The organism is Pantoea sp. YU22 (genome assembly GCF_003970755.1).
GTDB classification, from domain to species: domain Bacteria; phylum Pseudomonadota; class Gammaproteobacteria; order Enterobacterales; family Enterobacteriaceae; genus Pantoea; species Pantoea piersonii.
This window is the reverse complement of sequence record NZ_RYDU01000001.1, coordinates 618,228-630,702: the sequence shown is the minus strand read 5'-3', so window position 1 is coordinate 630,702 and position 12,475 is coordinate 618,228. Positions and strand designations below refer to the sequence as shown.

Sequence of the window (12,475 nt, the reverse complement as noted above, 5' to 3'; positions counted from 1 at the left end):
GCGTTCAACCTGCCTGACGAATATGAGAATGAGTAAAACCATGCTGTCATCAAAAGGATTTATGCCCTATCTCGCCCTGCTCAGCATGCTGGGTTTTCTGGCGACCGATATGTACCTTCCCGCTTTCGGCGCGATGCAGATTAGCTTCGCCACGTCGCCCGGCGTCATCAGCGCCAGTATGAGTCTCTTTCTGGCGGGCTTCGCCGTGGGTCAGCTTTTCTGGGGACCGCTTTCCGATCGCATCGGCCGCAAACCTGTCCTGCTGATGGGACTGGCACTTTTCGCGCTCGGCTGCGCCGGTATGCTGTGGGTAGAAAACGTGGCGCTTATGCTGGCGCTGCGCTTTTTGCAGGCGATCGGCGTGTGCGCGGCAGCGGTGAGCTGGCAGGCGCTGGTAGTAGATCGCTATCCCAGCGCCCGCGCCAACAAGGTATTCGCCACCATTATGCCGCTGGTTGCGCTTTCGCCTGCGCTTGCGCCGCTGCTCGGCGCCTGGCTAATCAGCCATTTTCACTGGCGTTCGATTTTTCTGGTGCTGACGCTGACCGCCATCGCGCTGATGCTGGTGACGCTACGCCTGCCCGCCAGCCGCCGCCCGACGGCGAAAGAGACCGCCGATCAGCCTGGCTTTTTCGCTCTGCTGCGCTCCGGGGTGTATAGCGGCAACGTCTTGATCTACGCCGCCTGCTCCGCCAGTTTTTTCGCCTGGCTCACCGGGTCGCCTTTTATCCTCGCCGACGCGGGCTTAACGCCGGCGGATATCGGTCTGAGCTATATTCCGCAAACTATCGCCTTTTTGCTGGGCGGATTCGGCTGCCGCGCGCTGCTTAACCGCTTCTCCGGCACGCTGCTGCTCCCCTGGCTCCTGACGATCTACAGCCTGAGCGTCGCAACGCTGTTTGCCGTGGCGCTGACCGGCAGCCATAACCTGATCGCCCTTCTCTTGCCTTTCTGCGGCATGGCGCTGGCGAACGGCGCGATTTACCCTATTGTGGTGTCGAATGCGCTGCTGCCTTTCCCGCACGCCACCGGTAAAGCCGCGGCGCTGCAAAACACGCTGCAGCTGGGCCTCTGCTTTCTTGCCAGCCTGGCGGTCTCTGCAGGTTTACAACAGCCGCTGCTAATGACTACGCTGATTATGGTGATGACGATTGCTCTGGCGATTGCAGGCTATATCTGGCAGCGACGCGCCTGCGCACAAATGGATATTGTTCGTCCCGCTGCTCCCTGCCAGGATCATCACTAAGGCAACTTGCATAGTTAGCTGCCTAACAATAAGTCGTTGAATATTGACCTGGTTGAGCTTATACTCAGTCAGGTCAATAAATCTGCAACAAATCAATAACATAATTGTTTTATTATTAGGCGAAGCTTATCGCCCGGATGGTGTCTGCACGCGCTTTCCACTCCGTTGCGTCAGACTATAATTTTCAGATTCAATCCTCTGTAAAACGTCGGATATCAGGCGCACGGAGCAATCCGTGACTTTTCTCACAAGCCTTGAGAAATTGACTATTCTTTTTCTCAGGTTCAAAGCGGACAGGTGATGGAGAAGCTATGAGTTCATCGTGTATAGAAGAAGTGAGCCTTGAAGAAAACCACTGGTATCGAATCGTCCACGAAATGCTGGAAAAAGCGGACATCGAAATCAATGGCAGCCGCCCATGGGATATTCAGATTAAACATCCTGACTTTTTTAAGCGCGTGATTCAGGAAGGCTCACTTGGTCTTGGCGAAGCTTACATGGATGGCTGGTGGGAGTGCGAACGGCTGGATATGTTTTTTCACCGCGTGCTGAAGCACAAGCTGGATAAGCAGTTGCCGCACCACTTTAAAGATACGCTGCGCGTGGCCGCCGCGCGTCTCACCAACCTGCAGTCAAAAAAACGCGCATGGATAGTAGGTAAAGAGCACTACGATCTTGGGAACGATTTGTTCTCGCTGATGCTCGATCCCTATATGCAATACTCCTGCGCCTACTGGAAAGAAGCCGACACGCTGGAACAGGCGCAGGAAGCGAAGCTGGATATGATCTGCCGCAAACTGCAGCTTAAGCCCGGCATGACGCTGCTCGATATCGGCTGCGGCTGGGGCGGTCTCGCTGCTTATGCCGCCCGCCACTACGGAGCGGTCGTGCATGGCGTGACCATTTCGGCCGAGCAGCAGAAGCTGGCGCAGCAGCGCTGTGAAGGACTGGACGTGACTATCCTGCTGCAGGATTATCGCGACCTCAATCAGCAGTTCGATCGTATTGTTTCGGTTGGCATGTTCGAACACGTTGGCCCGAAAAACTACGCGACCTACTTCGACGTGGTGGATCGCAACCTGAAGCCTGACGGCCTCTTTTTGCTGCATACCATCGGCGCGATCCGCACCGATATGAATGTCGATCCCTGGATTAATAAATATATTTTCCCTAACGGCTGTCTGCCGTCGGTACGGCATATCGCGGACGCCAGCGAGCCCCACTTTATTCTTGAAGACTGGCATAATTTTGGCGCCGATTACGATACTACGCTGATGGCCTGGTATGAGCGTTTCACGCAGGCGTGGCCGCAGCTGGCTGAGAAGTATGGCGAACGCTTTAAGCGTATGTTCAGCTACTACCTCAACGCCTGCGCTGGAGCGTTTCGCGCCCGCGATATTCAGCTGTGGCAGGTCGTGTTTAGTCGCGGTGTGGAAGGCGGTTTGCGCGTAGCGCGCTAAACCGTACAGATAAATAAGGCGCCTTGAGCGCCTTTTTTTATGCTTATTCTGCGTCGCGGCTGAGCGCGGCGGCTTCGCGCTGCGCCAGTACGCGCTCGACGGTATCGACAATCGCCTGCGTATGCGGATCGATCTCGATATTGACGCGGTGGCCCAGCTTTTTAGCGCCAAGCGTGGTGCGTTCCAGCGTTTCCGGGATTAAATAGACGCAAAATTTGCTTTTCGTCACTTCACCCACGGTCAGGCTAATGCCGTCAATACCGACAAAACCTTTATGCAGAATATATTTCATCTGCGCCGGATCCTGAATTTTAAACCAGACTTCGCGGTTATTTTCTGACTGGATAATTTTGCAGATTTCCGCAGTGGTCATAATATGGCCAGACATCAGGTGGCCGCCGATCTCATCGCTGAATTTCGCTGCGCGTTCAATATTGACAACATCGCCTTCCTGCAGATCGCCTAAATTGGTGACGCGCAGGGTTTCTTTAATCAGATCGAAACTGACGCGGTTGCCTTCAATCGCGGTGACGGTCAGACAGCAGCCGTTATGCGCAACCGACGCGCCCAGCGCCAGCCCCGGCAGCAGCTCTTCCGGCAGCTCCGCAACATGGGTGCGAAACAGTTCTTTTTCTTCAATGGACACAATCTTTGCGGTGCCCTGCACAATTCCGGTAAACATAGTTTTGGCCTCTGCGAAGTTTGCCCTAGCTTATCACAGCTTAGCGCGCGGATATTATTTCCGCGTCGCGTCCGCTTTACAGCCGTAATATAACGCACAGCGTGACAAAACTTGGTGAATTCGGTTAATGCCGCTACACTAACCGCGCATTTCTCCGGGATTACTCCCCTTTCTTTTTTAAACAGGTGTTAACGTGCAGAAGTATTTAACAGAAGCGCGTCAATTGCTTGCCCTTGCGATTCCGGTCATCCTTGCTCAGGTGGCGCAGACCGCAATGGGATTTGTGGATACCATTATGGCCGGCGCAGTAAGCGCCACGGATATGGCCGCCGTCGCAGTCGGCACCTCTATCTGGCTTCCGGCCATTCTGTTCGGCCACGGTCTTCTGCTTGCATTGACGCCAACCGTTGCGCAACTTAACGGCTCAGGCCGCCGCGAACGTATTGCCGAACAGGTCCGCCAGGCTTACTGGCTGGCGTTTTTCGTCGCTATCCTGATTATGGTGGTGCTGTGGAATGCCGGTTACGTTATCCGCGCCATGCATGATATCGACGAACAGCTGGCTCTGAAGGCGGAAGGCTATCTTCATGCCCTGCTGTGGGGCGCGCCTGGCTACCTGTTTTTCCAGGTGATGCGCAACCAGTGTGAAGGCCTCTCTAAAACCAAGCCCGGCATGGTGATGGGTTTTATCGGTCTGCTGGTCAATATCCCGCTGAACTGGATCTTTATTAACGGCCACTTCGGTATGCCGGCGCTGGGTGGCGTCGGCTGCGGCGTAGCGACCGGCTCGGTATACTGGGTGATGTTCCTGGTGATGCGTTTCTGGGTGCGCCGCATGGGCGGTTTGCGCGATATCCGCATGCAAACTCGCTGGTCGCCACCGTCGCGCGCCGTGCTGCAGCGGCTGGTTTCGCTGGGGTTGCCGGTAGCGCTGGCGCTCTTTTTCGAGGTGACGCTGTTCGCTGTGGTGGCGTTGATGGTGTCGCCGCTGGGCATTGTGGATGTCGCCGGACACCAGATCGCGCTTAACTTCAGCTCGCTGATGTTCGTTCTGCCGCTTTCGCTGGGCGTCGCCACCACCATTCGCGTCGGCTACCGGCTGGGACAGGGTTCGGCGGAGCAGGCGCGCGTTGCCGCCTGGACCGCACAGGCGGTCGGCGTCTGTATGGTCGCCATCACCGCGCTGTTTACCGTCACCTTCCGGCATCAGATCGCCCTGCTCTATAACGACAATCCGGAAGTGGTGGCGCTGGCGGCGCAGCTGATGATGCTGGCGGCCATCTATCAGTTCTCCGATTCGATTCAGGTGATCGGCAGCGGCATTTTGCGCGGCTATAAAGATACGCGTTCGATTTTCTTTATCACCTTTATCGCTTACTGGATCCTGGGGCTGCCCAGCGGCTATACGCTGGCGATGACCGACTGGGTCGTGCCGCGTCTCGGCCCGGCGGGCTTCTGGTGCGGTTTCATTATCGGGCTGACCTCAGCGGCGATCATGATGCTGTGGCGTATCCGCCGTCTGCAGCAGCTGCCTGCGCAGGTGATCCTCGCCCGCGCGGCGCGCTAACGCCTCTACGCGGAAAAGGCGCTCATCTCTCTGAACGGGCCTGTAAAGGCCCGTTGCGCCTAAAAAAACGACGCATAGCGCAGTTGCTGGTCAGTCAGACGGAAAAATACGTTTTTCCCCTTGCCAGCGTTGCTGGCTGTCGTTAATATTCGTCCCCGCTGTCGCCCTGACAGCCGTTGCGTTCTTAGCTCAGTTGGTTAGAGCACCACCTTGACATGGTGGGGGTCGATGGTTCGAGTCCATTAGAACGCACCAAGTGCGTCCGTAGCTCAGTTGGTTAGAGCACCACCTTGACATGGTGGGGGTCGGTGGTTCGAGTCCACTCGGACGCACCATTTCTTCAATGCGTTCTTAGCTCAGTTGGTTAGAGCACCACCTTGACATGGTGGGGGTCGATGGTTCGAGTCCATTAGAACGCACCACTCTCTTGCACCCTTTTCCCCTTGCGCAACTTCACTTTTTATTGATCTCCATCGTTTCCCCTTCTGCTTTTTAATTGGTTTTCGGATACTTAGCGACTATACTATCCCGCGTTGTTTCACTTGAAAGGTTTCAGCGCGGCGTGCCTATGGCGATAACTTATACTCTTTGCGCAACACGCTCCTGGCGGTTTCCAGACGTAACCGCACAACTTCCCTGCACGCTCAGCCTTCGTCACCTATTCTTATTCTGTATCGTCCGTTTCGCTATCAACCAGAATTCTCATTTCGATGCGCTGTCATCGAACTCCGACCTTTATCATCCATCACAACTTACAGATAACCTGTCATGAAAAAGACCAAGATCGTTTGTACTATCGGCCCGAAAACCGAATCTGAAGAGATGCTGACTCAACTGCTGGAAGCGGGCATGAACGTTATGCGTCTGAACTTCTCGCATGGCGATTACGCCGAACACGGTCAGCGCATCACCAATATGCGCGCGGTCATGCAGAAGACCGGTCGTCAGGCTGCTATCCTGCTCGACACCAAGGGTCCGGAAATCCGCACCATGAAACTGGAAGGCGGTAACGACGTTTCGCTGAAAGCGGGCCAGACGTTCACCTTTACCACCGACCAGAGCGTAATCGGCAACAGCGAGCGCGTAGCTGTCACCTACGCGGGTTTTACGGAAGATCTGAAAATTGGCAATACCGTGCTGGTAGACGATGGTTTGATCGGCATGGAAGTGAAAGAAGTGACGGAGAACACCGTGGTGTGTACCGTCCTGAACAACGGCGACCTTGGCGAGAATAAAGGGGTTAACCTGCCGGGCGTCTCTATCCAGCTGCCTGCGCTGGCGGAAAAAGACAAACGCGACCTGATTTTCGGCTGTGAGCAAGGCGTCGATTTCGTGGCGGCTTCATTTATTCGTAAGCGTTCCGACGTGCTGGAAATTCGTGAGCACCTGAAAGCCCACGGCGGCGAACATATCCAGATCATCTCCAAGATTGAAAACCAGGAAGGCCTGAACAACTTCGACGAAATCCTCGACGCCTCTGACGGCATCATGGTGGCGCGCGGCGATCTGGGCGTAGAAATCCCGGTCGAAGAGGTCATTTTCGCGCAGAAGATGATGATCAAGAAGTGCAACAAGGCGCGCAAAGTAGTGATCACCGCTACCCAGATGCTCGACTCGATGATCAAAAACCCGCGCCCTACCCGCGCGGAAGCAGGCGACGTGGCTAACGCCATCCTCGACGGCACCGACGCAGTCATGCTGTCAGGCGAAAGCGCCAAAGGTAAATATCCGCTGGAGTCGGTGACCATTATGGCCACCATCTGCGAGCGCACCGACCGCGTGATGAAATCGCGCATCGATACGCTGGAAGATTCCCGCAAGCTGCGCATCACTGAGGCCGTCTGCCGCGGCGCCGTGGAAACCGCAGAGAAACTGGAAGCGCCGCTGATTGTGGTGGCGACGGAAGGCGGTAAATCGGCGAAATCCGTACGTAAGTACTTCCCGGATGCGACCATCCTGGCGCTTACCACCAACGAGACCACGGCACGTCAGCTGATCCTGAGCAAAGGCGTTGAAACACGCCTGGTTAAAGAGATAGCTTCTACCGATGATTTCTATCGCATCGGTAAAGAAATGGCGCTCGAAAGCGGCTACGCGCAAAAAGGCGACGTCGTGGTAATGGTGTCAGGCGCATTAGTACCAAGCGGTACCACAAATACGGCGTCAGTACACGTCATTTAATTACGAGAAGCATTTATTTAAAAGCGCCTTTAAAGGCGCTTTTTTTATTCTGTTACTAATACAAAACCAAAAAATTTCCAATCGATAATAACTATTCAATATCCTCTGAAATTAAGGTTAATCCGATTAAATCTCTCTGTTTTCGCTAAATATTTTTATCATATGCGGTTAAGCGCTGCTTCTTTGAGCGAACGATCAAATTTAAGCATCTTCTCATCAAAAATTTATTCTCAACTTAAAAAGCTTTGTGTAATACTTGTAACGCTACATGGAGATTAACTCAATCTAGAGGGTATAAATAATGAATCGTACTAAACTGGTACTGGGCGCGGTAATCCTGGGTTCAACTCTGCTGGCTGGTTGCTCAAGCAACGCTAAAATCGACCAGCTGTCTTCAGACGTTCAGACTCTGAACGCTAAAGTTGACCAGCTGAGCAACGACGTGAACGCAATCCGTTCTGACGTGCAGGCTGCTAAAGATGACGCAGCTCGTGCTAACCAGCGTCTGGACAACCAGGCTCACTCTTACCGTAAGTAAGAGTTCTGGTATTAAAAATGGCGCCCATGTGGCGCCATTTTTTTTGCCCTTATTTAGCGCCTAGGGCGTGTTAACCGCCGCCTGGCTCACAGATGTCGTCTGCACGCTCTGCGCCTGCTCTGGGGCCGTCTCAGTCCCCTCTCCGACCGCTTCTCCGTTCGATACCAGCACGGGCATCCCGGAACGGCGTTCAAGCGCCGCCTTAATCAGCTCGCTGTCACTGTGCGGGCTTTTGATAAACTTCTTCAGCGCAGGGCTGAGCGCTATCGGCATCGTTTGTGGATCGTCTTTGTCGCTGTGCGACAGCGGCTGATGCACCTCGACGTAGCGTTTTCCGTCCGGCTCAATGGCAAATTTTACCGGCTGGTTGATGACCTGCACGCGCGTCCCTTTCGGCACGCTGTTAAACAACGCTTCGATATCCTGCGGGCGCAGACGTATGCAGCCGGAACTGACGCGCATACCGATGCCAAAATCCGCATTGGTGCCGTGGATCAGGTAGTTGCCGCTGCCGCGCGCCAGACGCAGCGCAAACAGCCCCATCGGGTTTTCCGGGCCTGCAGGCACCACTGCCGGCAGCGTAATGCCATCTTTGGCGTAGCGCTTGCGTATATTGACGGTCGGCGTCCAGGTCGGGTTAGGGATCTTCTGGCTGACGCTGGTCACCATCACCGGCGTTGCGGCACCGAGCTGGCCGATGCCGATCGGATAGACGATGACCTTGTCCTCTCCCTTGGGATAGTAGTAGAGGCGCAGCTCGGCCAGGTTGACGACAATGCCCTCACGCGGCGTATCCGGCAGCAGCATCTGCTGCGGCACCACTAGCTGTGTCCCGGGCTTCGGTAGCCAGGGATCGGTGCCGGGATTGGCTTCCAGCATGCTCAGGAGTCCAATCTGGTACTTCGCAGCAATCGCTTCAAGGGGGCGTTTGTCGTCGGGAACGGTGGTTAACTGGTTTTCGCCGATAAGGCGGCTGTCAGCAGGAGGTAGCGGATATTCCGTGGAGAAAGCAGGTGCGGCAAGTCCAACGCTTAGCAGCAGCGCACCGGCGAAACGTAAGGCTGATTTCATGCAATCTTCTCTTTCAGATAAAAAAACAGACGCCTGTTGGCGTCTGCTAGTTTAACTCAGAGGAGATTTTGAGCGTTATGGCGAATTGCCCGAATCATCGCCTCAAGGCCTTGCGACCGCGACGGGGTCAGATGCTGGGTCAGCGCCAGCTCTTCGAACCAGTGACGCACGTCCAGCGCGACGATATCCGCCGCAGTCAGGTTCTGATAAAGGCTAAACACTACTGCAATCAATCCTTTAACGATAGCAGCATCGCTGTCGCCCTCAAAGGCGAGCGTACCGTCGCTCTGAGGCGTCATCTTGATCCATACCTGGCTCTGACAGCCGGAGATAACGTTTTCCGGCTGGTGCAGGCTTTCGGATGATTCTGGAAGTTTCGCGCCCAGCTCAATGATGTAGAGGTACTTCTCTTCCCAGTTGGCGCAACGGTTAAAGTTGCGCACCAGCTTCTCTTTATCTGGCAACGTGGCCATGACTTACTCCTGAACTCTGCTCAACCGCCCAGCAGACGATGAATACGGGTCAAACCAGCCGCCAGACGATCGGCCTCTTCTTCGCTGTTGTAGAAGGCAAACGAGGCACGGCACATAGCCGGTACGGCGAAATGGCGCATCAGCGGCATCGCGCAGTGATGGCCGGTACGAATGGCGATACCGTATTGATCAAGGAAGCTGCCGACGTCGTAAGCGTGATGCTTGCCCAGGTTAAACGCAATTACGCCTGCGCGCTCCTGCGGACCATAAATCACCAGGTCCGGCACCGAAGCGAGCTTATCGAGCGCATAGCGCATCAGCGCCTGCTCGCGCTGCTGAATCGCATCAAGCCCAATCTCTTCCACATAGCGCAGCGCCGCGCCGAAGCCGATAATGCCGCCGGTGTTGGGCGTGCCCGCCTCGAATCGCCAGGGCGCTTTATTCCATGTGGTGCCAGTCGGCAACATGACCTGATCGATCATGGAGCCGCCGCCTTCCCACGGCGGCATCTCATCGAGCAGCGCTTTGCGCCCGTAGAGAATACCAACGCCGTTGGGGCCGTAGATTTTATGGCTGGAGAAGACGTAAAAGTCGCAGTCGATATCCTGCACGTCGACTTTGCCATGCATAACCGCCTGCGCGCCATCCACCAGCGTAACCAGGCCAGCGGCTTTCGCCTGCGCCACCAGCGCCTTGACCGGGTTAACGGTGCCGAGCACGTTTGAGACGTGCGTCACTGCCAGCAGCCGCGTACGGCTGTCGATCAGCCCCGGCAGCGCGTCGATCGCCAGCTCTCCGCTGTCGTTCAGCGGCAGCACGCGGATTTCCGCGCCGGTGCGCTGCGCCACCATCTGCCACGGCACGATATTCGCGTGGTGCTCCATCTCGGTGATGATCAAATTGTCGCCGGCTTTCAGCTGGCTTGCGCCCCAGCTGTTCGCCACCAGGTTAATGCCCTCGGTGGTGCCTTTAACGAACACGATCTCTTCCGGTGAAGAGGCGTTAAGAAAACGCGCCGCCTGCAGGCGGACGTTTTCCATATCGGTGGTGGCCTGCGCGCTCAGGCTGTGAATGCCGCGATGTACGGCCGCATAGCCGTACTGATAAAAATGACTTTCGGCGTTAATCACCGCCAGCGGACGCTGGGCGCTGGCCGCGCTGTCAAGGTAGGCCAGCGGATGACCGTTGACCTCACGCTTCAGGATCGGGAAGTCGGCCCTGATACGTTCGAGATCGAAGTTCATCATGAGGCATCTCCAGGGAAGCGCGCCGCGATACGCTGCAGAACCGCCTGACGCAGCGTCTCATCATCCAGCGCTTCGGTCAGCTCGGCTGCGAAAGCGTGAATAATCATCTGCTGCGCCGCGTCCTCTGCAATACCGCGCGAGCGCAGGTAGAACATCTGCTCATCATCAATGCGGCCGATGGTCGCGCCGTGGCTGCACTTCACGTCGTCAGCGTAGATTTCCAGCTGCGGCTTGGTGTCCACTTCCGCCAGACGACCCAGCAACAGGTTGTTGTTGGTCATCTGTCCATCGGTTTTCAGCGCGTGCTGCGCCACTTTGATGTGGCCGTTAAACACCGCGCGGCCTTTGTCGCGCGAAATCGTTTTATGCAGCTGACGGCTCAGGCAGTAGCCTTTGTTGTGCTCCAGATAGCTGCGGGTGTCCGCCACTTCCGAATTCATCGGCAGCACCAGGCTGTTCAGCGACAGCTGGGTATTTTCGCCGTTGAGCTGCACGCTGGTGTTGTGACGAGAGAGGCCCGCGCCCAGCAGGAAGCTGGTGCTGCTCACCTGCGCATCGCGTCCGATAACGATATCGTTATGGGCGAAGTGGTAGCTGCTGCTCTCTTCAAACGCCAGCTTGATGTGTTTCAGCTGGGCATTGTCGCCGACCGCGAAGGTAAAGCGCGCGCCGGTAAAGTGCTGCGCGCCCTTCAGCGTCACGTAGTGCTCGATAACCTGCGCCTGCGCGCTCTCTTCCAGCTCGAAATGGTGACGATGATGCACGGTATTAAGCGCATCCGCCTGGCCGCTGGTGATATGCAGCAGGTAGAGCGGACGCGCCGCTGCCTTGCCGCGCGCCAGGCGAATCGAGGTTACCTCTTCCGCCAGGCTTTCGGTCAGGTGCAGGAACACTTCCGGCTGAACCGGCGCAGGCAGCGGGCGACGCTCGGCGGCGCGGCTGTGCTGGATCGCGAACAACTCCGTATCGGCCGCGCTCAGCGACGGCTGGAACAGGCCGTCGACAAACACCAGACGGATGGCGTCCAGCGGCAGCGCCAGCGCATCGACCTGCGCCTGACTCAGGCTCTGCGCCTGCGGCAGTACGAACTGGTGGGCGAACAGCCCGTCCAGCGCGGTGTATTTCCAGTTTTCATGCTTACGCGTCGGCAGGCCGACGCGCATCAGCTGCTGCCAGTGCTGCTGAGCCTGCAGCGAGCGTGACTCGCCGCGGGATTCAAACAGGTGGTGCCACTGCTGCAGGGCGTTATCACTCTTCGTCGGTAAGCCAGCCATAGCCTTGCTCCTCCAGCTGTTTCACCAGAGTAAAGTCGCCAGATTTGACGATCTTGCCTTTGTACAGCACGTGCACGAAGTCTGGCTTAATGTAGTCCAGAATGCGCTGGTAGTGGGTTACGATGATAAAAGCGCGCTTATCGTCGCGCAGGCTGTTAACGCCTTCCGCTACGATTTTCAGCGCATCGATATCAAGACCGGAGTCAGTTTCATCCAGAATACACAGCTCCGGCTCCAGCGCCGCCATCTGCAGGATGTCGTTGCGTTTCTTTTCGCCACCGGAGAAGCCGACGTTGACCGAACGGGTCAGCAGATCTTCCGGCATCTTCAGCAGATGAATTTTATCTTCGATAAAGTCCTGGAAGTCGAAACGATCCAGCTCCTCTTTGCCGCGATACTTACGCACCGCGTTGACCGCAGTCTGCAGGAAGAACTGGTTGCTGACGCCCGGGATCTCTACCGGATACTGAAACGCCATAAAGATGCCTTCGCCCGCGCGATCTTCCGGGTCGAGTTCCAGCAGATCTTTGCCTTTGAAGCTCACGGAACCGCCGGTGATTTCGTAATCTTCACGGCCAGCCAGCGTTGCAGAGAGCGTACTTTTGCCTGAGCCGTTCGGGCCCATGATGGCGTGTACTTCGCCCGGTTTCACTTCGAGGTTAAGACCGCGCAGAATCTCTTTATCTTCAACGCTAACCTGTAAATCTTTAATGCTTAACATACTTATTCCTTCACA

Annotated in this window: 11 protein-coding genes and 3 tRNA genes; 8 read left to right on the top strand and 6 right to left on the bottom strand. The window is 56.1% G+C overall.

What is annotated here, in order from left to right:
• Nucleotides 1-40 precede the first annotated feature (40 nt).
• Both punC and cfa read left to right on the top strand, forming a co-directional pair.
• A complete protein-coding gene (gene punC, locus EKL29_RS03040) occupies nucleotides 41-1,246 on the top strand; it encodes a purine nucleoside transporter PunC (protein WP_120452417.1) in 1,206 nt (401 codons plus the stop codon).
• 311 nt (nucleotides 1,247-1,557) lie between these two features.
• Nucleotides 1,558-2,706: a cyclopropane fatty acyl phospholipid synthase gene (gene cfa / locus EKL29_RS03035; RefSeq protein WP_126688812.1), complete on the top strand. Its 1,149-nt coding sequence runs from the start codon at nucleotides 1,558-1,560 to the stop codon at nucleotides 2,704-2,706.
• Between the two features lie 43 nt (nucleotides 2,707-2,749).
• Here cfa and EKL29_RS03030 read toward each other — a convergent pair whose 3' ends face one another.
• A complete protein-coding gene (locus EKL29_RS03030; protein WP_120452413.1) occupies nucleotides 2,750-3,388 on the bottom strand; it encodes a riboflavin synthase subunit alpha in 639 nt (212 codons plus the stop codon).
• Between the two features lie 193 nt (nucleotides 3,389-3,581).
• Here EKL29_RS03030 and EKL29_RS03025 point away from each other — a divergent pair, with 193 nt between their 5' ends.
• The 6 genes from EKL29_RS03025 to EKL29_RS03000 all read left to right on the top strand — a co-directional run bounded on the left by EKL29_RS03025 (nucleotide 3,582) and on the right by EKL29_RS03000 (nucleotide 7,674).
• A complete protein-coding gene (locus EKL29_RS03025) occupies nucleotides 3,582-4,955 on the top strand; it encodes an MATE family efflux transporter (protein WP_120452412.1) in 1,374 nt (457 codons plus the stop codon).
• 178 nt (nucleotides 4,956-5,133) lie between these two features.
• Nucleotides 5,134-5,210: transfer RNA gene (locus EKL29_RS03020), tRNA-Val, on the top strand.
• Between the two features lie 3 nt (nucleotides 5,211-5,213).
• A tRNA-Val gene (locus EKL29_RS03015) sits at nucleotides 5,214-5,290 on the top strand.
• Nucleotides 5,291-5,300: 10 nt separating this feature from the next.
• Nucleotides 5,301-5,377, top strand: a tRNA-Val gene (locus EKL29_RS03010).
• 346 nt (nucleotides 5,378-5,723) lie between these two features.
• Complete coding sequence (pykF, locus tag EKL29_RS03005; RefSeq protein WP_120452410.1) at nucleotides 5,724-7,136, top strand: pyruvate kinase PykF; 1,413 nt, start codon at nucleotides 5,724-5,726, stop codon at nucleotides 7,134-7,136.
• Nucleotides 7,137-7,437: 301 nt separating this feature from the next.
• On the top strand, nucleotides 7,438-7,674 hold the full coding sequence (locus EKL29_RS03000; RefSeq protein ID WP_007374746.1) for a major outer membrane lipoprotein: 237 nt from the start codon (nucleotides 7,438-7,440) through the stop codon (nucleotides 7,672-7,674).
• A gap of 60 nt (nucleotides 7,675-7,734) precedes the next feature.
• Here the strand turns inward: EKL29_RS03000 and EKL29_RS02995 are convergent, their stop codons facing one another.
• From EKL29_RS02995 to sufC, 5 genes are read right to left on the bottom strand one after another with little or no spacing between them, the layout of a single operon-like run.
• Complete coding sequence (locus EKL29_RS02995) at nucleotides 7,735-8,745, bottom strand: L,D-transpeptidase family protein (RefSeq protein ID WP_126688811.1); 1,011 nt, start codon at nucleotides 8,743-8,745, stop codon at nucleotides 7,735-7,737.
• Between the two features lie 56 nt (nucleotides 8,746-8,801).
• The gene (gene sufE, locus EKL29_RS02990; protein WP_120452406.1) at nucleotides 8,802-9,218 is read right to left on the bottom strand and encodes a cysteine desulfuration protein SufE; all 417 of its coding nucleotides are present in this window, start codon (nucleotides 9,216-9,218) and stop codon (nucleotides 8,802-8,804) included.
• A gap of 20 nt (nucleotides 9,219-9,238) precedes the next feature.
• Nucleotides 9,239-10,462: a cysteine desulfurase SufS gene (sufS, locus tag EKL29_RS02985; RefSeq protein ID WP_120452875.1), complete on the bottom strand. Its 1,224-nt coding sequence runs from the start codon at nucleotides 10,460-10,462 to the stop codon at nucleotides 9,239-9,241.
• The gene (sufD, locus tag EKL29_RS02980) at nucleotides 10,462-11,739 is read right to left on the bottom strand and encodes a Fe-S cluster assembly protein SufD (protein WP_126688810.1); all 1,278 of its coding nucleotides are present in this window, start codon (nucleotides 11,737-11,739) and stop codon (nucleotides 10,462-10,464) included. The genes sufS and sufD overlap by 1 nt, the downstream gene beginning before the upstream one ends.
• The gene (gene sufC / locus EKL29_RS02975) at nucleotides 11,714-12,460 is read right to left on the bottom strand and encodes a Fe-S cluster assembly ATPase SufC (protein ID WP_120452403.1); all 747 of its coding nucleotides are present in this window, start codon (nucleotides 12,458-12,460) and stop codon (nucleotides 11,714-11,716) included. Before sufC ends, sufD begins: the two co-directional genes overlap by 26 nt.
• Nucleotides 12,461-12,475 lie beyond the last annotated feature (15 nt).